Origin of the sequence: Nostoc sp. JL23 (assembly GCF_017115065.1) — a bacterium.
GTDB lineage: Bacteria > Cyanobacteriota > Cyanobacteriia > Cyanobacteriales > Nostocaceae > Nostoc > Nostoc punctiforme_A.
The window spans coordinates 1-23,550 of the sequence record NZ_JABXKN010000156.1 but is presented as its reverse complement, the minus strand read 5'-3'; the positions used below and the strand labels follow the sequence as shown (position 1 = coordinate 23,550).

Below are 23,550 nucleotides of genomic sequence, written 5' to 3'. Positions count from 1 at the left end.
GCAGGGGGAGCAGGGGGAGCAGAGGGAGAATAATAATTTCTGACAAATGACCAATGACCAATGACAAATGAAAAATGAAAAATGAAAAATGGCTAAACTCGAACTCACAAACTTAAACAAAACCTATAATCCTAAAGTTGTTCCAGTCAAGGACGTTAGCTTAACTGTAGATAACCATGAGTTTCTCACTTTACTTGGGCCTTCTGGCTGTGGCAAATCTACCGTCCTACGCATGATTGCGGGTCTTGAAGAACCGACTCGTGGTCAAATTAAGATTGGGGAGGTGGATGTCACCTATAAACGAGCAGCCGATCGCAACATTGCAATGGTATTCCAAAGCTATGCACTCTATCCCCACATGACGGTGTACGAAAACCTCGCTTCTGGACTCAAGCTGAAAAAAGTACCACCGATAGAAATTAAACAGCGAGTGGCAGAAGTGGCAGAAGTTTTAGGATTAGCAGAGTTAATGAACCGCAAGCCTGGCCAAATGTCTGGAGGTCAACGCCAGCGGGTTGCGGTCGGTCGTGCTTTGGTGCGTAATGCCGATGTCTACCTGCTGGATGAACCTTTAAGTAACCTGGATGCACTACTGCGGGAACGAGTCCGAGCCGATATTAAGCAAATTTTTGCAGCCCAAAAAGTGCCAGTTGTCTACGTCACCCACGACCAAACCGAAGCGATGACGCTCTCTACCAAAGTTGCATTGCTTAATGATGGCTATGTCCAGCAACTTGACCCACCTGACCGCATCTATAACCATCCAGCGAATCTATTTGTGGCTGGATTTGTTGGTAGTCCGCAAATGAATTTGCTGACTTTACCTTGTAAGGGACAATATGCGCTGCTGGGTAACTTTCAGGTTCATCTCCCAGATATACCAACAGTACCACCGCAGATTATTTTGGGAATCCGCCCAGAGAATGTCCGCATTGCTCAACCAGGTGATACCCAGACTATCAAAGGGCGAGTGTTTTTAGTGGAAAATTTGGGTATGCACTATTTGGTCAGTGTCAGGGTTGAGGGTTCACAAACCGGAGCGATTACGGTACGTGCTTTGTTGCCAACAGACCAAAATTGGAGTGGCGAGGATATTACACTAGCATTGCCCCCTGAAGATATTCACTGGTTTGATGTGCAATCTGGCCATGCTCTTGTTAAGAGACAAATGTTAGGTTAACGCAAGCAAAAGACGCGATGAATCGCCGTCTCTACAATAGACCTCTTGCATAAATAAAAAACAAAGAACCCCACCCCGCATTTGCTAACGCAAACGTTCCCCTCCCCGCAAGCCTACGGTGTACACACAAGTCTGAAGTTGTTCAAGAATCTGGGTTTTACTCAACCCTAACCACTGCTTGAATTCAATAAACAACCACCCGAATTCAATAAACAACCACCCGAATTCAATGAACGACCACCCGAATTCAATGAACGACCACCTGAATTCAATGAACGACCACCCGAATTCAATAAACGACCACCCGAATTCAATATATTTATTGCATAAATTCTCAAAACCTCACCTGAAAACTGATTTACTAAGGTTTTAGCTTTAGTTTTACCCCACCCTAACCATCACTGCGATTAAGTAGGTAATCTTTGGGATTTAAGAAGAAATTTGACTTGTGTGTACACGGTAGCCCCGCAACGCAAGCGGGGAGGGGTTGGGGGTGGGGTGTTAGGGACTTTTGCAAGAGGTCTAATTCAGATTTATCGCGTCTTTGCGATCGCTAGAATTTTCATCAAAAAACCTTAACCGCAGCAATCCTAGAAAGTGATGCTTGGGGATTTGCGCTACAGTTCAGTTAAGCATTTCTTTCTTCTCTCAGTGCCCTCTGCGTCTCTGTGGTTCGTTAAAAAATTGACTTTGACAAAGAGTTTTAGCCTTAGCTGAACCGTATTGGATTTGCGCTACCCTAAGTCAGGAAGCCAAGGATAAATCAGATGAGAAAATGGATTTGGCTGATGCTGTTGGTGCTGATGGCAGTTGCCGTGTTGGGTAGCAGAGGCAGCACGTTTTTTGAACAGCGTCCCTCACCGACAATTGTTGAGCGGATTCCAGTGAAAACACCCGAAGCACAGCCAGAGTCAAGGGAAGTTTACATTGCCCCGCAAGTGTCCACTGACAAGCTGCTAAACCATATCCAAAAGTTGAATTTTCAGCGCTACACAACAAAAGAGCGATCGCTTACTCGCACTTATATTACAACTGAACTGAAAAAATTCGGCTGGAAACCTAAATTAGAAAAGTTCTCTGACGGTGTGAATATTTTTACCGAACGTCTAGGAACTAACAAAGCCGCGAAAGCAATTCTTGTAGCAGCACATTACGATACTGTTGCCTCTTCCCCTGGTGCCGATGATAATGCCAGTGGTGTAGCCGTAGTCCTGGAAGTAGCTCGGTTGCTCGGTTCTCGTCCTACGCCACGGACGTTACAGCTAGCTTTTTTTGACCAAGAGGAAGCAGGACTTTTGGGTAGTCAGGCTTTTGTGAGTAAGACAGCACGCTTGCAAAACTTAGGCGGAGCGATCGTTATGGATATGGTAGGTTACGCTTGTTACACTCCTGGTTGTCAGAAATACCCTGCCGGATTGCCTGTTACGCCACCTAGCGACAAGGGCGACTTTTTAGCAGTAGTTGGTGATACAGAACACTTGTCTTTACTGAATGCCTTTCAAAACTCACAGAACATCCCCTCAATCGCGCTGAATAAACAGGAATCAAATTTACCAGCAGTTCTAACACTACCAATTCCTTTTAAAGGTTTACTGACACCAGACACCCTACGCAGCGACCATGCACCCTTTTGGTATCAAGGTGTGGGTGCTGTGCTGGTGACAGATACCGCAAATTTACGCACTCCGCACTATCATAAACCTAGCGATGTGCCAGCTACTATCGAGCGATCGTTCTTCACAGGAGCAGCACAAATTGTAGTTAATGCGACTAGTGCCTTGTTAGAAAAAGACCAGCTTTTGGAAAGAAACTCAACCACCAAGCTAACTGATGAATTATGAATTATCTTGCCTTGCTTTTGGTTCCGGGAAAGTCAACGTCCAATTATTTTTATCATTGACCTGAGAATATAAACCTTGAAGAATAAGCCGCAGAGTTTTTCGAGTTCTAATCGGCTTCTTTACCAGATAAGTTCCTGGTTCAGCAAAGATATCATCAAAGTTTTGTTTATGACCAAATTGTTTTGAACAGTAACTACCAGCACCTTGGACTGTTAACACAAAAAATGGAGCTTGTTTGTATTCATTAGGAATCATAAAGATTCCATATACATGGTGACGACCACGCCACGGCTGAACACTAACCTTAGTAGCATGTACTTGGAATTTTGTAGTTTTTGATGCGATAAAAGCCTCAAAATTGCAATCAGAATCATTCACAGGCCACCACAGTGTAATAATACTCAGAGAGAGCAGAAAAATTAAAATATAGGGTAGTCTGCGACGCATAAAGCCAAGAAAAATTGTTGATGCGGCTGGGGGAATTTGATGAGTAACGATTGTGCAGCTACAGCAGTCAGACTATTCACCTGCAACACTTCTGCAAGATGTTTTAAAAAGCAAAGACAAAACATTAAGCAGTCGGTTAAACTTTACTGTCAAAAAAAAATTGCAGATTGTAGATGCGTAGTTTACCGCCGCAGGCATCGCTTCCCCTGTTCTAGTAGCTCCGTTACAGTATTAAACCTAGCTGAGAAACAATCGAGCTTTTGTGGCTGTTAACACTGATTTATGCTCAAATTTTTAACTGTGATGAATTCTACAATTCGTTACTTTTGTTATGCTTGTAATATGGCTCTGTTTGCATCAGCAGATCCTTTGAAGAGAATTAGAGCGTAGGCGTAGCCCGCCGTAGACATCGCCATCAAGTTAAGAAAAAATTTACTTTTATTTCTAAGCAATTATTGGGGTAGTCAAATACACAAATATCCGTTATATTCCCGTAAGTAACAGTTGGTATAAAAGTTTATGGGAAAAATTTGGAGAAGTCTTAAGACAGTTGCGGGTTTCTTTGGCGCAATCGCACTTACACAGATCGGGGCAAATACTTCGGCCATTGCTGCTGATACAGTTGTTGTGCGTTTGGGTTTATTTACAGAATCCATCTCTGTTACTGAGTTGCAAAAGGCTGTAAAAACAGGAAAATTGCCTGGGAGTTTACAGTCTTTATCTGAAGAACAACGCCGCTTCTTCTTGGGGGCGCTGGGTATGAATATACCCATGAATGTTGTCACACTTGATAGGTTAATTAATACCCAGATTGGTACAACTATTCTCAATGACTTCGCTACAGCCTTAGCCCGAAAGGATAAAGCTGGGGTACAAGCACTGAGAGCAGGATTGGTATTAGGTTCTACTGCACCGCAAGGTCTTTCTATACTGAGTTTTATTGGTGCTTATCCCAGTAAACGCTTAGAAATTGATTTGCCAAAGGCTTTTGTTGTTGCAGGGAATTTAAATACAGCTTTTTGGCGTACCCAGCAATTCATGTTAGCGATCGCTCCCCAACTCGACCCCATAACAGCACATCCGAGAACACCGCAGATTGCTTTTCCTTTTGATCCCAGCCAACCAGGAAGCGCCCAAGTAAAAATACTCAATTTAAGTCTGAACGATCAAAAGCGCGATCGCAAAATCCTAGTTGATATTTACTGGTCAACTGCTGCAACTCCCGACAAACCCGTAATTGTCTTTTCTCACGGCTTCGGGTCAGTCCGCACGGACTTGCGTTACCTAGCAGAACATTTAGCATCCCACGGTTATGTAGTAGCAGCTTTAGAACATCCCGGTAGTAATCAGGCAAATGCTAACTTAGCATTACAAGGCAAAACCAGAGTCATGCAGCCTCAAGAGTTTTTGTATCGTCCTCAAGATATTAGTTTTGTCCTCGACGAATTAGCAAAGCTCAACCAAACGACTAATCATCCCCTGCAAGGGAAACTTGCAACTACAAACGCGATGGTTGTTGGCTATTCTTTTGGTGGTGGTACAGCTTTAGCACTTGCTGGAGCCGAGTTACAACTAGAACATCTCAAACAACGCTGCAAAAAGAACCTGACTATCTTGAGTTTGGGAGAAAATATGCAGTGCATCGCTCAAGAACTACCAGAAAATAGCTATCAACTACGAGATCCCAGAATCAAACAGGCGATCGCTCTCAATCCCACAACTTCTCTAATTTTTGGCGAAACTGGGTTAACTAAGATACAAGTTCCTACCATAGTGTTAGCAGGTTCCGCCGATAAAACTACCCCAGCTTTAACTGAACAAATTGTCGGATTTGAAAAAATCCCATCCCCAAAATCGCTAGTTGGTATAATTGGGGGTACTCATCTCAGTGTAAAAGACCCCAGTACCACATTAGATCAGATAGGACAACCAAATACACCGATTAGTGGCGGTGAAGTTGTGGGTGAACAAGCAGCAGATGTTCGCAAGTACGTTAAAGCTATAGCCTTGGCCTTTGCTGCACAGATGACTCCAGAAGCTAAAAACTATGCTATCTTCCTGACACCAGACTATGCTCAGTTTGCTTCAACAGCCGCATTTCCATTTCGTCTAATTACGCAGATTCCACCTGATGCTATGGCAGTGGTGAAAGAATTTGTTGAGAAATAAGGAACTTCCTGTTAAACAAACATCGGACTTACGTATCATACATATTGACTATACTAATTTTGGGATTTTGAGCCATGTCTAACACCCAGAACAGTAAATATGCGACAAAATCGGGGTTGCAATCAGCACCTGAAATATAAATTTGCTTTAATACATATTATGGTTAATTTGTCTAGTAACGTAAGTCCTAAAATATTTAATTTTGTGAGCAGCTTACTTAAGAATAGGGGTACGGGGAACAATAGAAGTTGCCGCTCATTCTACCAATCCCTACGATTTTTATTTTTAGACCCAATAAAGCCTAAACTACCGATATTTCGCTCCAAATACCTCACGTTGAGATCAACCAATTGAAAATACAGTACTTTATCATCTAAGTGGAATAACTACCCCACCCGCCCGATCAGGCATTCCCCCCAATCTATTTGGCAGAGTGTATTTTATTAATTTGTCATCCGCTCTAAGTAATATACAGCTTATAAAATTGGACTTATACCAATTCTGTGTAAACTTTTTACTTACTACAAGTATAGTACCTTGATAGTAGCCCTAAAGTTGCTGTTAAATCTACACCAAATTTTCACAGTAAAAATAACTATTTACACATAAAATTTATAATGTCTTGATAAAAATAACAGAAGCTTAAGAGTGTAAAAACTAGGAGCAGATGCCGAATAATGATGATACATACGTATCCTATAAAAATTGTCAATTGTTTTTGAAAAAACCTGTCAAGTAATTGTAAGGTGTGGTAGTAATTTGTAATACAAGCTACATATATTTCAAAATTCAAATATTAGTCCTGTAGCTAACATATTACAAAGTAATTTCAAAACAAATTATTTGCTGCGAAATATATTTGTGTATGTATTGAGGTAAATTACTTTAAGTTCACAAAAAAATGGGAGAGCATTGTTATCTTCTGCAAGCCACAGATTAACCAAAAGTAAACAACAAAGAGCTTGTTTTATTTACTTAAATAATTAGTTTCACCTTTTAAAACTAATTTGGAATTCAGAATTAAACAATTATTCCGTTTCACTCAAGCTTATGCAACTCTATACAACTCGTGAAATCGAACAACTCCAGCAACATGAAGACCTTTCTGCCTTAATTGAAATTATGAAGTGGGTGAAAAACTTTTTAGGAAGGTCTCATCCTGACTTAGGTAGACCCGGCGCAGTTTGTCCCTTTGTACCTTACTCTCTCAAATCAAATAGTATTCGTCTAGCAGTTATTCACACGAAAGATTTGTATCCAGAACAATTAGAAGAGATTGTTGGACGCTATCGAGATATATTTCTGCAAATAGATGTTAAAGAGCAGGAATTAGCAATTAATAAAGCTTTTTTACTTATTTTTCCTGACATCCATATAGAAGATGCTTCTAAAGTAGTAGATAGTGTCCAACAAAAACTTAAACCTTTGTTTGTTGAGTCAGGACTGATGATAGGAGAATTTCATAAACGTAATGATTCTCCTGGTCTGCACAACCCAAAATTTCGTCCACTTCGTAGCCCTATCCCCTTGTTGGCTATCCGGTTCATGGTTGAAGCTGACCTCCCCTTTCTTCAAAATCCGACCGATCCACACTTACGTATTCGGTATTTGGAAGCTTATTTAAAGAATTTTGAGCATAAATTTACAGATGAAACAAAGTTTAAAAATGCTCATCAAGCATTGGCTTTAGCAAAAGCACAAATTCAACAAGAAAATTTGGTGAGTTCTTACATTTAACAAATGTTTTAATTCAGGGCTAGTACCGCAAGGCGGAATTAAAAATTAAAAATTAAAAATTAGAAATGAATACAGTATAAGGGTTTCGTTGATTTGGAATGATTGGTTTATTTCCGCCGTGTTGTACTAGTGATTGAGCATGGGTATGGAGCGTTAAAAGTCTTTCCAGTTCGCTACACCTTGAAATAAGTGGGATAAAAATGACGAATTTACTGCTAGTTGCAATCGCTTAATGCAGATAGCATCAGATTGTAGTCACAATGTAAATTAGCGTACTACATTAGAAGCGATCGCTAATTATCAATTAGTCAATATCAATACTTCAATAACTTCACTTTGATTTACAATCATTGCACACACTTTTGTGTCGAGATTTAGGATTGCGATATTATTTATGATATAAAAAAAACAAATAATTTAGTAAATAAAATGGCAAAAGAAATAGAGCGTAAATATTTAGTGAGAGGAGATAGCTGGAGAGGATTAGCTGAAGGTAGTGTATATCGTCAAGGATACATTGCTACGCAAGACAAAGCGACTGTACGTATACGTATAGTAGGGGAAAAAAGTTATTTGACCATTAAAGGCCCCAATATTAAATATTCAAGATTAGAGTTTGAGTATCCTATTCCTGTTAAAGATGCTCAAGAAATACTTGAGACATTATGTCAACGTCCCTTTATAGAAAAAACCAGATATAAAATAGAGTCGGGTGGTTTTATTTGGGAAATAGATGAGTTTGATGGTGTTAATAAAGGACTGATATTAGCAGAAGTTGAACTCAGCGATGAAAATCAGCAAATTGAATTACCAACCTGGATTGGACAAGAAGTTTCTGATGACTCCAGATATTTCAACAGCAATTTAGTCAAATACCCTTTTTCACAATGGTAATAGCTGAAATATTGAGAACATCCCAATTTTGCGAAAATACCTAACTAACAGAATTCGCAGCTACGCAAACGTAGGCAAAGCCTTTCCTTAAGATAACCCGCTTCCGAAAATAAAATTTTCTATTCAGATGCGGTACAACGTTATATCGCAAGGTGTGGGGGCACGACAAGCCCATTGGTGTCAACTTAACGTGAAAGTTCTATAATCACCTGATATTAAGTCCACTCGCTTACCATCACTATCCGCGTCACCCCACCCCGGTTTTAGCTTTAGACAAAACCGGGGTGGGGTGACGCGTATGTGGGACATGCATTTGAGCTTAAGTTGACATCAATGCGACAAGCCGTGTCCTTACGGATATACCTTACGTAAACGAGAACCGCTATATTTAATTTTTGTCGAACTTATGTATTAAATTTTGGAAAAAAAGTGTTCGTGTAAATTATTCGCGAACTAAAAATCTAAGCATCATAAATTATCCCAGTTATTTTGCAATCTGAGTTTAATACTTCAAGTCTCAGAACATTTACGCAGCTTTTTATTTATCAGATATTGATTTTTAAATGCTTCTTGACAACAGGATGCTTATTTCATTGCGTAACTTATTTCTTAGAAGCCTCATTAGTAAATATTGTATCTACGGACGTGTAATTACTTGTTAGAAAATTCAAGAAAATATAAAAACTCTAGTATATTTTCGCCTATCAATTCAGCATTAACCGCAATAGGATGTAGCAAAAGACATATCACTCGCCAGATTAACAGGTGCGTTCTGAGCTAAATGACCATTAAGAAACTTTTGCTAATCAAGCAACCGGAAGTTGGAAAGCTCATCCGTGAAGTTCGTGGCATAACTGGTCTTATCCAAGAACAGTTTGCAGGATTTTTAGGTATAACTTATTCGACGGTAAACCGTTGGGAGAAAGGATATGCCAAGCCTTCATCTCTAGCTATGCAAAAGATTGAGGGGATGTTAGAGGAGATGGGTGAACTGGGACAGAAAGTGTCGGTGAAGTATTTGTCGAATTAGAAAGCAGGCTGAGAGGCAAATTAATTGAAGTTACTTTCCCCAAATTAACAGGTTATCGCTACGACATAACCACAAACAATTCAATTCTAATTTTAGCGATGTTTGCAGACATGCATATTTTGCGGATTACTCAACCTTTGAGTTTGAGTTTACCGTAGCCAATATTTTCTTCAATTTTCAAGACAAGTTTAGCTTAAAAACGCGCAAAAACTCCTAAAAGTTTTTTTTAATTGAGCGCCAATATTTTCCAGTCAACCTTATCCAGGACTATACAATGTTTAGTTACTCTACTCCCGCTTTAGCTACATATCTTAATATTTCTTCGCCAAGAGCAGCTTGCACTAACGGCAGCAAAGTTGCAGTCATCAATACTGAAGGTGTATGGGAAGTAGAAGGTAATGGTACGAAAAAACTAATCCCAAACTCTAATTACGATGCTCGTGACATTGTAGCAATTGACGGCAAAACTTATGTCTTAGCTGTTCCAACGGGGCTAGTAAAAATAAAAAATGACGGAACTAGGCAAAAAATAGTTAGCAACACTGCTAATTCAAAGACACGGGTAAAATTTTTGCAAGATTGGATTATTTACCAGTCTGCAAATACTCTATCAATTTATGACAAAAACCTCAACTTTAAAGCCAAACAGAGTTATGGCGTAACTGAGGTAATGGATTTTGAGTATAAAAACGGGTATCTCTACACTAGTGGCTACCAGCAACAAAAGAGGTTAGGTATTCCCGTCCAGATAGCTTTTCTTTACCGGATGGTTTTCGACGGAGCAAAAATATTTGCTTTGGCAAATTTAGCAGGAAATAACCAAGGCAAGCTTTGGGGCTACAATTCTGCCGATCTTGCTCACGACATGGCAGACACAAGACTTAACCGATTACATATTTTTGAAGACAAGCTTTATGTCCTTGGTTCAGTTTATGGAGGTAACTCAATCTACAGGTGGAATGGCAAAGACTTATTAACAAAGACTTTGATCACCACAGACAGCTATACCAATGCTGCACAAACCCGTGATGAAACAAAGGTATATATAGGAACTATTAATCTGACTAATTTTAGTGTCGAGCGTGGACAGCTAAGTGTTCCAAGAAGGCCTACAACTGCGGGGATGGGAGACGGCAGTAGCAATTTTCCTAAAACTATTTACTCAGATGGGAGTAAAATTTTCGTGGGTTCCTCTGCTGCTTATGCGATCGCTAATAGAGATAATCAAACCTTCATGGGTAAACCCATCTCGCCTTACCGTGGAGATGCGTCTCTTTTAGTTGTCTCTAAAAACCTAATGACTCGCCACGCTTGGGTAACACCGGGAAATGGTGAAGTATTACTATTTACTGATAAGTTTGCAGTCATCAAAACAGATAATAAAATAAATGACTTGGCTACAAATGTAGGAACTGCCCAAAAATTACCAACAAATACTTATTTCGTTAAATTTTAATTGAGCAACGAGATTATCTACAATCTCATTGCTCAATTCTTTTGTGCAGAAAACTATAAGCCAATACAGTTCAGAATAAACAACAAAACCCAGATGTAGAGACGCGATAAATCGCGTCTGGAAAGACCAATTATCTACACCAATAACCCTTAAGCCAGGCTTATTGAACTATAAGCAAGATTAATTATTAGTTTTGTTCGCGTATATTTTCCGCGAACAAGTTGCTTTTTTATCCAAAGTATAATACGTAGTTTACATAACTATAATATGCATAGCAAGCTTGTTAAGCTAAAAGTTTTGCCCTGTCTCATCTAACTCTTATTCGATGCAAGACCTATTATTTTAACCATTGAGGACAAGTGTAGTTCCTGTCCTTTACTTTTGTGAGAAACTTTTCGCCACAGGCTGCATTTTATTAAAGGGTAATATCAATAAATTTTAATAGCCTCTTGTTTTTTCGCACAATCTATGTGAATCTCATAATTACATAATACGGTAATTTGATCGATTTAAAGTAGTTTAGCAGTAAATTAGGTAGGTTAGCCAATAAACTCAAAATTTAGTGCCAAGTAAACTTTTAGGAGATGTAATCGTGAGTACATATCAATCTGAGTCAGGCAATAGTTCGACTTCGCAACTGAATTTAGAGACTGATCTTCTAGTCGTAGGTGGTGGCCCATCAGCAACTTGGGCAGCTTGGAATGCTGCTGCTCAAGGGGTAAGAGTGGTACTTGTAGATAAAGGCTACTGCGGTACGAATGGAGCAACAGCACTTTCTGGTACTGGTTGGCGTCCTAATCGTCGCGCTACAACAAGCTCATGATTATATGCGCTTGATGCAGAAAAAGATCACCAGAGCAGCCGTGAAAATACGTAAGCATATTCCACCCTTAGAACTGCTGGTAGACACAGAAAGTTTAGTAGCAGGTTGATTCCTGCTCCTGGATTTGCATTTAATTTTGAGTAGAGAAATTGGTGATGATGATGCTCATACGAGCGCCTTTTTTCAACGGATTATCGACCTTACAGGAAGCGATCCCAGCGACAATATCTGTAATGAAAAGTTACTTAACGATGCACAAGTTAGAGATTTTATTAACAAGGAGTATTAAGGGCGAATACTACCTGTATTTTAAAGATAGCGAAAGAATGAAGAATGACAAATTTGTTACTTCGTCTTTCCTAAATTAGGAGTTACTAAACTTAAAATTGAACATTCGTGGAGGTCAAATCATGTTTTTTGGAAAAATTGAAAAAGAATTATTTGATGGAGAAATTTGGTCAATTTGGCAAACAACTAAATTACCAGATCATCTACAGTTATTAGTGGATCAAGAACTAGGAAAACGCGATATCTGGGAATTGCAGTCTCAAAAGCCTGACAATCAGCCTATTTATCCAAATCTCTATGATGACTCTAGTCATTCAACAAATATTTAACGAAAGAGGCAGTTCTTGCGTAGGGCAGGATAGCGTAGCGGTAGCGAGTCCGCGTTCGCATAGCGTCTCGCAGAGAGCGTCGGCTAGAGTAATACTACCCTACTCAAGAACTACCGTGGTAAATTACGGTCTGAAAGGGCTGGGTTTAAGTCCCCTATCAAAATCTTTTCTTATTCCAACTCTTAACCAAACTGGCTATGCAGTAAGACTATTATTATTAGTTACTTTGGGCGTAGGATGGCACTCCGTTGCTTAATTTTAACTATGCTAAATTGAGTTCTGTGTGACTGGTAGAGGGATAAACGGGTTTAAGTCTCCCAGCAAATTCAAAATTTGGTGGGAGACTATAAAGTAAAGTGGTGGGTCTAAATTATCCACTGATTGCATTCTGAATTTTGACTTCTCTATTTAATTAATGCAAAATCGAATTCATCCTGTAAATCCCTCCCTAATTTATTTTACTTAGCAAGAGAAGGAATCAATATTAATGGCACATCTATTTGAACCATTCAAGATTCGTGAAGTTGTTTTTCGCAACCGCATCGCCGTTTCACCGATGTGTCAATATTCCAGTACAAATGGATATGCTAATGATTGGCACGTTATTCATCTAGCTTCTCGCGCAGTTGGCGGTGCAGGTATAGTGTTCACAGAAGCAGCAGCTGTAGAGCCGCGTGGACGCATTAGCCCGCAAGATTTGGGAATTTGGTCAGATTCACACATCGAAACTTTAGCCAAAACTGTGGCATTAATTCATAACTTTGGCGCTGTCGCAGGTATTCAACTTGCTCATGCAGGTAGAAAGGCCAGCACTGCCAAACCGAGTAAAGGAGGGAAAACACTAGATGAATCTCAGGAAGGTTGGCGTCCCTTAGTTTCGAGTAGTGCGATCGCTTTTAGCAAAGATAGCCCAGTTCCAGAAGCTCTCAGCCTTGAGGGAATTCAAGAAATTATTGACGCCTTTGCTCAAGCTGCCAAACGTTCTCTCCAAGCTGGTTTCAAGGTAGTGGAAATCCATGCTGCCCACGGTTATTTACTGCACCAATTTCTCTCCCCCCTCTCTAACAATCGTCAAGATGATTATGGTGGCAGCTTTGAAAACCGGACTCGTCTGCTCAGAGAAGTAGTTCAAGCAGTCCGAGAGGTTTGGCCTCAGACACATCCACTGTGGGTACGCATCTCCGCCACTGATTGGGTAGATAATGATGGCTGGGACATTGAGCAAAGTATTGCTTTAAGCGACAAACTCAAGTCTTTAGGAGTCGATCTGATCGACACTTCATCAGGCGGTATCATACCGGGCGTTCATATCCCAATTAAACCTGGTTATCAGACTCAGTTTGCCGAACGCATCCGCCGCGAAGCTAGTATTCCTACAGGAGCCGTGGGCTTAATTACATCCCCTGAACAAGCTGACGAGATTATTCGTACAGAAGTCGCTGATATAGTGCTGTTAGGACGTGAACTACTCCGCAATCCTTACTGGCCGCATCTGGCAGCCAAACAACTGGGACACGATAAACTCTGGCCTGTTCAATACGATCGCGCTTGGCTGTAGTCTTTTCTCGTTCCTATGCTCTGATATTGGTGACAACTTAAAGCGATGTCTACGACAATATACACCTGCACCAAGGTGTGAAGATAAGTTCAAAGTGCTTCAGTGTCGGGATTTGGTTGATATTTAACAATGCCCAAATCCCGAATTAAAAAAAGTATGAGTACGAAAAAAACCGAAACCTAGACTAGGTACGATATACATAGAAGGTGAATTCATTAGAGCAATTATTTGATGTTGGTGTAGATTAAAACAATCTCTGAATACTGAATCAATGTTCTAGTAGAGTTTTACCCCTTGTTTATAAGCATCTACAAAACTCGTGTAGTCATATTCAACTTGAGTTGCATAGTCCACTGCAAAGTTAAAAATTTCGTCTTTGAATACAGCTTTATTACCACTCACAATATCAGTCACTTCTTTGTCAACACTGACAGGAATAATCGCAGCATCATAGTCTCGATCGGAGATTGCATGGTTTTTGGCAACCACCTTCCCTGCGTACCCCATCGCATCCATGAATTTTGACTTGCTGGTTAACAACTTATAGTTAAAGTCCACTTGGTAGGGTGATTTTTCACGTACCATAAAGGGGATGCTACTGACAGTAGTATAGCCAACCAAGGGATCGAGATTGGATAACATCGCTTTCGTAGTGATTGTCACCCTTGCCCCTTCTTGGTTCCCGTAGACTGAACTCGGCAGCAGACCTGGAACTGCTGCGATCACCTCCGGTGGGCGGAACGCCATCGCAACTGCGCTACTACCTTCCTGCTTCATCTCTAAAATGCGATCGTCATCGGTTGCTGAACTTGGCCCCTCAATCAGCAAGTAATATCGGTACTTCCCAAGACTACCAACACCTGAACCTAATTTAAGCCGAATGTCCTTGAGGGTATAGTAACTGTCGTTGTAGCGCTTACTGATAGGAATTGAGGCGATATAGCTGCTCATAGCCCCGGCAATGTTAGAATAGGTGCTGCTGGATACAGGCTGGAGTTTTGAGGTTGTCTTGAAGAGGCGATTGTTACTGTTATTTAGCACTGTATACTTTTTTAAAAACTTAGAACGGCTCTTCTCTGATGCCTTTTGAATTAAATCTTTGACCACACCGTTCGTATTACTCGATTCTAAACGGTATGACAGTTCATCATTGCTTCCCTTAAAGTCATTCATCTTATTGAAGTAAGCATCCAAGAAATTTCGCACAACATCCTCAGCATCAGTTGAGTTAAGACCATTCTTTTTAGCTACTAACAGAATGGAGACTGCCATCCGTCGCAAGTCCCAAACGTAAGGGCCAAGATAGCCTTCATCAAAGTCGGTGGTGTCAAAAACGTTGTTGTCTTTGCTATCTCTTATCGCTCCAAGATTTTGCAGATGCATATCTCCTTCTAACCAGACGGCTGAGGTTGAAGAGTTTACAAATCCTGAACTTGGTAAGGTCTGGATATCACGATAAAAAATGTGAGCCGTCCCCCGATAAAAGGTGAAAAAGCCATCTTTAGCTGTCATCTTTTGCATCTTCGTTGCCAGTTCTTGAGGCAATTGAGAAGCAAAGGGATGATTATATTGGTAAATTTCATTCACTACCCAAGTTGAACGGGGAGTTGCAGCTTCAACTGGAGATGCAAACCCCAAAATTAAAATTAAGACAAATACGACAATTGCAGATATGTGTTTAGGCATGATAGTTTCTGAGGCGTAAAAAACTCTTGTGTAGAGATAATCATTCAACAACAGTTTTTTACCACCTTGAGCCATAGTTCACAAAGTAATTTAAAGCACAACGCAACAACTATTCACTCTCAAGTATTGAGGGGATTCAAAAAGGTAAAATTATAAAGAATCGTTACAATATAATCATGTCAGCTATCCAAACAACTGTGGTGCTTGCGATGACGGCCGATGGAAAAATTAGTGCCGTAGATCCGAAAGCGCCCCGTGAACCCGATGTAGTCGATCTAGCACACTTGGAATATCAAGCCTCCCTTGCCGATCTATTGCTGGTAGGGGCAGGGACAATTCGGGCTGAGGGGGGAGCCTTTACAATTCGCGATCGCGAACTGTTAGCAGCGCGTGAGGTTCGGGGTCAGTCTCCCCAACCGATTACTTGCGTTGTTTCAGGTTCCCTTGACCTATCGCCGGACTTGCCTTTTTTGAGTCAGGACATTGAACGATGGATATTTACCACACGGGCTGCTTTACAGCGCAGTTCTGATACAACAACCTTGCAAAAACTGGCTGAATTAATTGATTTGGGAGATACAGACCTGGACTGGGATCGGGCCTACACCTTGATGGCAGAGCGGGGTATTCGCAAAATAGTTGCTTTGGGAGGTGGCTCTTTAACAGCTGCTCTAGTTCAGGCAGGGCGAATTGACGATTGGTGGTTGACCATTTGGCCAATCATTTTTGGAGGAAAGCACGCCGCTAGCCCAGTGGAGGGAGAGGGTTTTCTTCCCAATGCTGCTCCTCATCTCCAACTCATAGAAACTCGTCAGGTTGGAAGTGAGTTGTTTTTACACTACCGCACGGTCAAGTGAAAACGCGCTGCCATAATTAAGTACTATGAGCTTTGATATTAAAAAGTAGGGGAGCAGGGGTACTTTCGCCCACAATTCCACTCAGTTTGTACCTTTTACCCTACCCCTTGCCTCCTACCTCTCATCAACCAGGAGGCCAATCCAACTGCCGTCCTCCCAAAATATGCAAATGTAAGTGATGAACTGTTTGACCGCCGTCATCACCAGCATTGATGACGACTCGATAACCATTTTTTAGTCCAGCTTCTTCTGCAACACGTTTAGCAGTTAACAAAAGATGCCCCAGCACAGCATGATCTTCAGATTCAGCTTCAGCTAGTGTCGCAATGGTTTTTTTAGGAATGACGAGGATGTGAACGGGCGCTTGGGGATGGATGTCTTTGAATGCCAGGGCTAAATTATCCTCGTAAACAATATCAGCGGGAATTTCCCGACGAATGATTTTGCTGAAAATCGTTTCTGTACTTTCACTCATGCCAATCTACCTACTAATCTGCTAGAGATTTTATATTAAGTCCGCCAATTACTTATCATTGAGAAAATTTGATTGTGCGGGTAATACCACTTTGGATTTTAGATTTTAGATTTTGGATTGTGAAACATCCATTGGATAAGTGTTTCAGTTTTCCATCTGTCACAATCATTTTTCAAATTGGTATAACATCCCTATTTACTGTTCGGTTCGGTTTTTTCAGGTAAAACCTATGAAAAAACCTGCTAATCTTTTAAAAAGACTAGCAGGTATGGCTTATCATCAATCGGAGCGGCGGGATTCGAACCCACGACCTCCACTACCCCAAAGTGGCGCGCTACCAAGCTGCGCTACGCCCCGGTCAGAATTCCTATCATATAGCAAAACGATAGGATAATCAAGAGGCAATTTTAAAAAACCTGAAGCATCCCACTAGCTTGCAGTAAATCTGGAACCGCAGGAGCATTCCATTTACCTTCTACACATCGCCCTGTACTCAAGATGAAGCGCAGACTGTAATCATGAGGATAGCCTTCTACTTCCATCCATAATAAATCGCTTTCGGCTTCACAAGTAATTTTTTCCTCTTCCATCAATTCAGTTGCGAGTTGCTTCATGGTGTCTGCTAGCTGTGCTAGTAGTCGACAAAAATCATTTAACTCGGCTTCGGTTAACTCAATTGCCCAATCATCTGTACCAACTAAACCTTTAAACTCAGGTGTATCGGGATTCCAGCCAATACGCCAACCCGATCCGGTTTTGACAACGCGTTCCATAAAAAGTGAGGAGTGAGGAGTTAGGAGTTAGGAGTTATTAATTTACAACTTATAACTCTTCTATTACTTAAGTAGTTCGGCACCTCCTCGTTGCGGTGGCTGTGGGGTAGTTGATGTAGTGGGACTGGGTGCGGTGTTGGGGTTAGGGGGTACGGTGTTTTGGGAAGTAGGATTAAATATATTGACTAAGACTTGTACTAGGGCATCTCGCTGGCTGCGGGTGAGGCTCTTGATGGCTTTGCGATCGCCTTCTATCGGATTTTTCTGTAGTGCATCATTTCCTGGATAGGTAGTATCATACATAATTTCATTTGCACCCAGGTAATCAGCTAAAGTCAGCTTCCAATCTAAGCGATAAATCGGGGCCCGCCCTTTGGTATAAATGTGATATCTAATTAGGCGATTTGCTAAAGTGTTGTTTTCGGCAACTTTCCCATTTTCTTTGCTGATATATTTATTTTCCCGTGGAAAATCTGGCAATTGCTGATAGACTAGCTGCCAAACATCGCTAGGCGTGATTCTCTGGGCAGAAGCAGGTTGGATACTAAATAAATTTCTATGTATTGATTTATCCGCTCCTGAACCTAAAACAATTACACTCACTAGTATTAAGGTAAGCAGTAGTGGTGTTAGCGGGAGCGGGGCGTTTCGCTTGTACTGAGTTGTGAGTTTTGAGAAAATTGATTTAAACAGAAATTTTGTCTTTTTCATAGAACAATATTTTGGGCGTTGCTGAGTGAAAATATGAATTTGTCTTATTCAGAATTCAGAACTCCCACTCAGCACTCAATCTTTATAGTTCGCCGATAATTTCTGGTTGAGTCAATTCATCGGACATTTCGATAATTGCCCTTAGCACCGGCTTCATCATCGCATCTTCGTTACTTTCAAAGTCTTCGTAACGCCGACGTTTAGCACGATTTGCTACCTGAACCGTAATGCGGTATCGATTTGAGGCTGCACTAATCAGATCCTCAGCACGGTGCATAATCTGAGATTGAGTTGTCTCGAACTTAGAGCGCTTTAGCATAATCAGTGGTTCTTGGGGTCATTCTCCAGTGTAACAGTACTAAATCAGTCTACTGCTGTCTGTTAAATCGCCAGCAACCTCTCTATTGATAGAGGCTAAGATATTTTAGTCACTTTATAAGTAACTTGTAGTATTAAATAACGCACCCTCATGGCTGACCTTGTGGAAACTGCGATCGCAGCGGGTAATTTCAATACCCTAATAAAGGCTGCTAAAGCTGTAAATTTCATAGAAACTCTGAAAAGCCCTGGTTCTTTCACGCTCTTTGCACCAACTGACGAAGCTTTTGCTAATCTGCCAGAGGGAACTTTAGACTCGCTACTACAAGATATCCCCAAGCTCCAGAAAATTGTGGCATATCATATCGCTAGTGGGGATGTTAGGTCTGATGATTTGGTACAGATTAATGAGGCAGAGACGCTTGAAGGTTCAATTGTAGCTATTGAATCTGCCGACGGTAAATTTAAGGTAAATAACGCCAATGTCATCAAAACAGATATTCTGGCAGACAATGGCGTGATCCATATCATTGATGCGGTGTTGATGCCTGCAATGGTGGCGGGGAAATAATGTATTGGGGCATGGGGCATGGGGAATTGGGCATGGGGCATTAGTTATTCCATTCTTGCTTCCCCTGCTTCCCCTGCTTCTCCTCAGCCCCCAGTCCCCAGGATGCACCCACTGCGTGCGGGAACAGTCAATGACAACTGCTGAGTTTCTCCTTCGCCATTCCACTCAACTTCAGCAGTGCCATATAAAAGCTTGTTGGGTTGAGTCCGCAAAGTGGCAACATCTGCATTCGCTGTTGCCGAACTTGTACCAGCGTTGATGGCAATTATCAATTCCTCTGTCCCCAAAGTTCGCGCAAAAATATAAAGTTGCCCTTGAGCAAAGAGAACTTGGTAATCACCTGTACGCAAGGCTGGGTAAGTATGGCGGAGGGCAATTAACTGGCGGTGAGTATTGAAAATTTCTTGATTCCACTTAGTCTCTAGAGGAAAACCACGACGTGAGTCTGGGTCTATTCCTCCAGGTAAGCCAACTTCATCACCATAATATATGCTGGCAGCACCGGGAAAGGTGAGCAACAGTAAAGTTGACAATTCTATGCTGGCTATATCGCCGCCTGCAATGGTCATCAATCGGGCTGTATCGTGACTTGCAAGCAAATTGAGTTGAGTTAGCTGAATCTCCCAAGGGTAAAGTTGCAGTACTTCTTGGATTTTGGTGGCGTACTCGGCAGCAAATAAAGGTGGGTAGGGTTGATAGTCGCGGCTTTGGACTTGTTCTAAGACTACGCGATCGCCTGCTGCAAAGGCAATTGTTGGCCCGGCAAATAGATAATTCATCACGCCGTCAAATTGCGTCCCATCTAGCCACTCGCGGGAATCTCCCCACACTTCGCCCACAATGTAAGCTTCGGGATTGACTGCCTTAACGCGATCGCGAAATTCCTGCCAAAAACCAGGAGTTTTTATTTCAAATGGTACATCCAATCGCCACCCATCGATGCCGAATTTAATCCAATATTCGGCAATTTCCATAATGTATTCTCGTACTTCTGGATTATCGTGGTTAAATTCTGGTAAGGCGCGATTCCCAGCCCAACCTGCGTAGTTGGCAGGAAACTCCCCATTGTAGGGTGAAAGGGGCCAGCCTTCTATTTTGAACCAATTTACCCAAGGTGAATGGGGGCCATTTTCTAAAACGTCGTGGAAAAAGAAAAAGCCCCGGCTGGAATGGTTAAACACCCCATCCAGAACGACTTTGATATTCCGTTGATGGGCTGCATCGAGTAATTCCTTAAAAGCTTCGTTGCCCCCTAACATCGGGTCAACTTGATAATAATCGTGGGTATGATAGCGATGATTACTGGCGGATTGAAAAATGGGCGTGAAGTAAATCGCGTTAATCCCTAAATTCTGGATGTAGTCTAAATCCTCCATAATGCCCCATAAATCGCCGCCTTTATAGCCCTGGAGGGTTGGCATAGAATCCCAATCTTCCCAACGGGCTTCCTGCAATAACCGTTTGCGCGGCTGTTTGCTCCTGGCAAAACGATCTGGGAAGATTTGGTAGAAAACAGCGTGCTTCACCCAGTCTGGTGTTTGAATTTGCATGAATAACTTTTTGTATGTTTAGAAGCGATCGTTGCAAATATTCGCTTCTTTATGGCTCTTACTTATGATAGAGAATCTGTCATTTCTCAGTATTCATTAGTGATTTAGCCTTTTCCATGCTGTTTCATACGCAAATGTTATCAGTCTTAACTATTTTGAGTACAATTTGTTTTAGTTTTTAACAATTCAACTAGATAGACTCGTCATTGATTGCATTCTGACTCCTGAATTCTTATTTAATCAATTTATTTATTACTTAATTATTCTTAATTTTATTTTCCTCGCTTTGTCCGTAATGATTTAGGCAGACAATGGATTAGTTTAATAGCTTTATAAAAATTACCTGTTACCTCAGATTTCGGTAATTTTTTGCAAGCAATTAAAGATGTCTCAGGAAGTACAGAAAATCACGATGAGGGATACGTAATTCAAGAATATGAGTTATTAATTAACAATTATCTTAGGAAGAACTTACCATTTCCTAAGCTTATTTGATGTTATCTAGGAAAAAAATAGATAACTATAGTCGCATCAAATAATCAAGGCCAAAAAACTACATAGACTGCATTAATGTGAGAGCGACTTATCCTGCTAGAATCACTACTTTGTTGACGGCGACTCAATTTAATTTAAGGTAAAAATGAGACACGAAAAACTTTCTCCTGGACTACTTTTGGCATATCAAGACTATCAAAATGAAGGAGATCAAGCTTTAGTTACACACAAGCGATCGCTTGGCATCATTGCCCACAAAAGCCCGGTCAAGCCCACTAAAAGCGTCGTTTTTATCTACTGCGACCATGATGCAGACTTAAGTTATCTATCACAATATAATATTGAAGTCAATCAAAACTCGGGGAGTGTGCGGACAGCATTCTTACCGATAGATAGTTTAGATGTCTTATCTGAAGAAGATGTGATTCAGCGAATTAAGCCATCACGCAAACTTCATTTGAGGATGGACACTGCAATGGGAGCAGTCAAACTACCGGAATTTAAGAATCAAACCGGATTGACTGGTAAAGGAGTAATTATCGGCATTATAGACAGTGGCATCGATCCGAAACACCCCGCCTTTGCTGGACGAATTTTACACATTTGGGATCAAACACTGCCAGGACCAGGAGTCACAGAGGGCGGCTATGGGGCGGAATTTAGCGGAGCGCAACTGACAGTTTCTCAGGATACTGGCGGTCATGGTACTCACGTCGCTGGCATTGCAGCTGGTGCCGATGCTAGTTATGGCGGTGTCGCACCAGAAGCAGAATTAGTTATCGTCAGGTCAGATTTACAGGATGCCCACATTGCTGATGGTGTGCGTTATATTTTCCGAGTTGCTAGGGAGTTGGGACGCCCAGCAGTGGTAAATCTCAGCTTGGGCGGACACGCTGATGCCCATGATGGTAGCGACTCCCTATCCAAAGTTATTGATGCCGAAACTGGCCCTGGAAGAATTGTTTGCTGTGCTGCGGGTAACGAAGGAAACGATAACATTCATGGACAAGCGACCATACCCAGTGGACGCACTCGTGGTATGCGCTTTAATGTCCCTTTGAATCAAGTAGGCATAGTTTGGTTAAACGCTTGGTATGCCAAAGACAGCGAATTGGAAGTATCTGTGCGGAGTCCTAACGGTTTTGTCACCCCCTTTCAAAAAATCATTACTGACGGTAATGCTGCCCAAGATTATCAGTTACCAGATGCACGGGTACAATTAGCAACACCAGCGCCAGACCAAGCCAACGGCGACCATAATTTCTTTGTGCAAATACGCGGTATTGGCCCCTCGCAAGTCATGGGAGGTGTTTGGCAACTGCGAGTCCGCAACACTTCTTCAACTGACACATGTTTAAATGTGTGGACATTAGATGATAGTTCATCAGTGTTTTTTACAGGTAAAAGTGTTAAGGATGCCTTGAAAATTGGTTCGCCGGGAGCCGCCAGCAGTGCAATTACAGTTGCTGCCTATACTACTAAAACCAAATACACCGATATTGATGGCCAAGTGCGAGAAATGGGCTTAGAATTGGATACTATTTCGGAATTCAGTAGTGAAGGGCCTCTACGCACTGATGGACAGAAGCCCGATGTAGCAGCACCAGGAGCGATGATTATTTCCACGCTTTCCGCCGATGCAAATTTTGACCGCTCATCGATGATTAATTCCAAGTTTGTGGTTCAGGCTGGTACGAGTATGGCGACACCGTTTGTAAGTGGGTTAGTAGCACTACTATTGCAGCGAGATCCTCAACTCGATCCGGCTGCTGTGAAAGACTTGCTACGTAAAAATAGTGCAATTCCTGGAAAACCCGCAGGCACATTTGATGACAAATGGGGTTATGGAGTGATTAACGCAGCTAATCTGTAATTAGACTGAGAAAGGTGGATATTATTTCTCTACAAGGGTAGGCAATAATAACCTATAAATTTGATAGGTTAGGTTAGGCAGAAATTGTCTACCTTCTTTACCAAGGAATTGCTGATGAATTATCAAAAGCTAGATGCTGCCCTTGCTACAGCGCTAAATGATGTTCAAAACTTAGAGGAACCCAGTTTGGCGGTTTTTATACATACCGAATCAGTTTTGGACTCGGCTGCAACTGCTATTTTAGAAAGTTTTGGTGTCAGTGGTGTTAGCAGTGGCAAAGATATTTTCACAGCAACACTTTCACCAAATGCCATTTCCCAGTTGTCAGAGGAACCTTGGGTAAAATATTTGAAGCGATCGCAGCAATTGCGTTTGGTAAATCAGAGGAAAAGTTTAGGTAGCTTCATTGCTTGACAGAATGCGATCTTCCAAAAAGACTCATCCTTAATATAAATAACATGGGATAATAAAAAGCTGGAGTAAAAATTA

Annotated in this window: 23 protein-coding genes and 1 tRNA gene; 16 read left to right on the top strand and 8 right to left on the bottom strand. The window is 41.4% G+C overall.

All coding sequences use genetic code 11. The annotated features are described in order from the left end of the window. Positions 1-88 precede the first annotated feature (88 nt). The 3 genes from HWQ42_RS35075 to HWQ42_RS35065 all read left to right on the top strand — a co-directional run bounded on the left by HWQ42_RS35075 (position 89) and on the right by HWQ42_RS35065 (position 3,021). The gene (locus HWQ42_RS35075; protein ID WP_292820703.1) at positions 89-1,180 is read left to right on the top strand and encodes an ABC transporter ATP-binding protein; all 1,092 of its coding nucleotides are present in this window, start codon (positions 89-91) and stop codon (positions 1,178-1,180) included. Between the two features lie 450 nt (positions 1,181-1,630). Then, a complete protein-coding gene (locus tag HWQ42_RS35070; protein ID WP_292820700.1) occupies positions 1,631-1,759 on the top strand; it encodes a hypothetical protein in 129 nt (42 codons plus the stop codon). Between the two features lie 188 nt (positions 1,760-1,947). Then, entirely contained in the window at positions 1,948-3,021 is a 1,074-nt protein-coding gene (locus HWQ42_RS35065; RefSeq protein ID WP_292820697.1) for a M28 family peptidase, read from the top strand. Here HWQ42_RS35065 and HWQ42_RS35060 read toward each other — a convergent pair. Beyond that, entirely contained in the window at positions 3,016-3,468 is a 453-nt protein-coding gene (locus HWQ42_RS35060) for a hypothetical protein (protein ID WP_292820694.1), read from the bottom strand. The two genes, HWQ42_RS35065 and HWQ42_RS35060, sit on opposite strands and share 6 nt — an antisense overlap. 519 nt (positions 3,469-3,987) lie before the next feature. On the opposite strand from HWQ42_RS35060, the gene HWQ42_RS35055 reads away from it, so the two are divergent. From HWQ42_RS35055 to namA, 9 genes are all read left to right on the top strand, one after another. After that, positions 3,988-5,637, top strand: coding sequence for an alpha/beta hydrolase (locus HWQ42_RS35055; protein WP_292820692.1), 1,650 nt, complete (start codon positions 3,988-3,990; stop codon positions 5,635-5,637). 1,050 nt (positions 5,638-6,687) lie between these two features. Then, positions 6,688-7,374: a DUF6875 domain-containing protein gene (locus HWQ42_RS35050; protein WP_292820689.1), complete on the top strand. Its 687-nt coding sequence runs from the start codon at positions 6,688-6,690 to the stop codon at positions 7,372-7,374. Between the two features lie 429 nt (positions 7,375-7,803). Beyond that, a complete protein-coding gene (locus tag HWQ42_RS35045; RefSeq protein ID WP_292732047.1) occupies positions 7,804-8,268 on the top strand; it encodes a CYTH domain-containing protein in 465 nt (154 codons plus the stop codon). A gap of 781 nt (positions 8,269-9,049) precedes the next feature. Further along, a complete protein-coding gene (locus tag HWQ42_RS35040; RefSeq protein WP_292820686.1) occupies positions 9,050-9,298 on the top strand; it encodes a helix-turn-helix transcriptional regulator in 249 nt (82 codons plus the stop codon). Positions 9,299-9,572: 274 nt separating this feature from the next. Next, positions 9,573-10,754, top strand: coding sequence for a DUF5050 domain-containing protein (locus tag HWQ42_RS35035; protein WP_292820683.1), 1,182 nt, complete (start codon positions 9,573-9,575; stop codon positions 10,752-10,754). Between the two features lie 592 nt (positions 10,755-11,346). Further along, positions 11,347-11,577 carry an FAD-dependent oxidoreductase gene (locus tag HWQ42_RS35030; protein ID WP_292820680.1) on the top strand — a complete coding sequence of 77 codons (231 nt, stop codon included), beginning with the start codon at positions 11,347-11,349 and terminating at the stop codon, positions 11,575-11,577. 136 nt (positions 11,578-11,713) lie between these two features. Continuing rightward, positions 11,714-11,866, top strand: coding sequence for a hypothetical protein (locus HWQ42_RS35025; protein ID WP_292820677.1), 153 nt, complete (start codon positions 11,714-11,716; stop codon positions 11,864-11,866). 121 nt (positions 11,867-11,987) lie between these two features. Continuing rightward, positions 11,988-12,194 (top strand): hypothetical protein, encoded by a 207-nt coding sequence (locus HWQ42_RS35020; protein ID WP_292820675.1) that lies wholly within the window; start codon positions 11,988-11,990, stop codon positions 12,192-12,194. 487 nt (positions 12,195-12,681) lie between these two features. Next, the gene (gene namA / locus HWQ42_RS35015) at positions 12,682-13,752 is read left to right on the top strand and encodes an NADPH dehydrogenase NamA (RefSeq protein WP_292820673.1); all 1,071 of its coding nucleotides are present in this window, start codon (positions 12,682-12,684) and stop codon (positions 13,750-13,752) included. A 276-nt stretch (positions 13,753-14,028) separates the two neighbouring features. Here namA and HWQ42_RS35010 read toward each other — a convergent pair whose 3' ends face one another. Continuing rightward, entirely contained in the window at positions 14,029-15,438 is a 1,410-nt protein-coding gene (locus HWQ42_RS35010) for a DUF2252 family protein (RefSeq protein ID WP_292820671.1), read from the bottom strand. 176 nt (positions 15,439-15,614) lie between these two features. On the opposite strand from HWQ42_RS35010, the gene HWQ42_RS35005 reads away from it, so the two are divergent. Continuing rightward, positions 15,615-16,295, top strand: a complete 681-nt coding sequence (locus tag HWQ42_RS35005) for a RibD family protein (protein WP_292820669.1) — start codon at positions 15,615-15,617, stop codon at positions 16,293-16,295. Positions 16,296-16,419: 124 nt separating this feature from the next. On the opposite strand, the gene HWQ42_RS35000 is transcribed toward HWQ42_RS35005, so the two are convergent. The 5 genes from HWQ42_RS35000 to HWQ42_RS34980 form a co-directional block, all read right to left on the bottom strand. After that, positions 16,420-16,770 (bottom strand): histidine triad nucleotide-binding protein, encoded by a 351-nt coding sequence (locus HWQ42_RS35000; protein WP_094351513.1) that lies wholly within the window; start codon positions 16,768-16,770, stop codon positions 16,420-16,422. 283 nt (positions 16,771-17,053) lie between these two features. Then, positions 17,054-17,127, bottom strand: a tRNA-Pro gene (locus HWQ42_RS34995). 50 nt (positions 17,128-17,177) lie between these two features. Then, positions 17,178-17,543: a DUF1818 family protein gene (locus HWQ42_RS34990; protein WP_292820666.1), complete on the bottom strand. Its 366-nt coding sequence runs from the start codon at positions 17,541-17,543 to the stop codon at positions 17,178-17,180. 63 nt (positions 17,544-17,606) lie between these two features. After that, positions 17,607-18,254 (bottom strand): hypothetical protein, encoded by a 648-nt coding sequence (locus HWQ42_RS34985; RefSeq protein WP_292820664.1) that lies wholly within the window; start codon positions 18,252-18,254, stop codon positions 17,607-17,609. Between the two features lie 82 nt (positions 18,255-18,336). After that, entirely contained in the window at positions 18,337-18,573 is a 237-nt protein-coding gene (locus HWQ42_RS34980) for a DNA-directed RNA polymerase subunit omega (protein ID WP_094351515.1), read from the bottom strand. A 150-nt stretch (positions 18,574-18,723) separates the two neighbouring features. Between HWQ42_RS34980 and HWQ42_RS34975 the strand changes: the two genes are divergently transcribed. After that, positions 18,724-19,143 (top strand): fasciclin domain-containing protein, encoded by a 420-nt coding sequence (locus tag HWQ42_RS34975; RefSeq protein WP_292730910.1) that lies wholly within the window; start codon positions 18,724-18,726, stop codon positions 19,141-19,143. A gap of 83 nt (positions 19,144-19,226) precedes the next feature. On the opposite strand, the gene HWQ42_RS34970 is transcribed toward HWQ42_RS34975, so the two are convergent. Beyond that, entirely contained in the window at positions 19,227-20,693 is a 1,467-nt protein-coding gene (locus HWQ42_RS34970) for a glycoside hydrolase family 13 protein (RefSeq protein ID WP_292820662.1), read from the bottom strand. Between the two features lie 640 nt (positions 20,694-21,333). Between HWQ42_RS34970 and HWQ42_RS34965 the strand changes: the two genes are divergently transcribed. Both HWQ42_RS34965 and HWQ42_RS34960 read left to right on the top strand, forming a co-directional pair. Then, positions 21,334-23,061, top strand: a complete 1,728-nt coding sequence (locus HWQ42_RS34965) for a S8 family peptidase (protein ID WP_292820660.1) — start codon at positions 21,334-21,336, stop codon at positions 23,059-23,061. 114 nt (positions 23,062-23,175) lie between these two features. After that, positions 23,176-23,475: a hypothetical protein gene (locus tag HWQ42_RS34960; RefSeq protein WP_292820657.1), complete on the top strand. Its 300-nt coding sequence runs from the start codon at positions 23,176-23,178 to the stop codon at positions 23,473-23,475. The last annotated feature ends 75 nt before the right edge of the window (positions 23,476-23,550 follow it).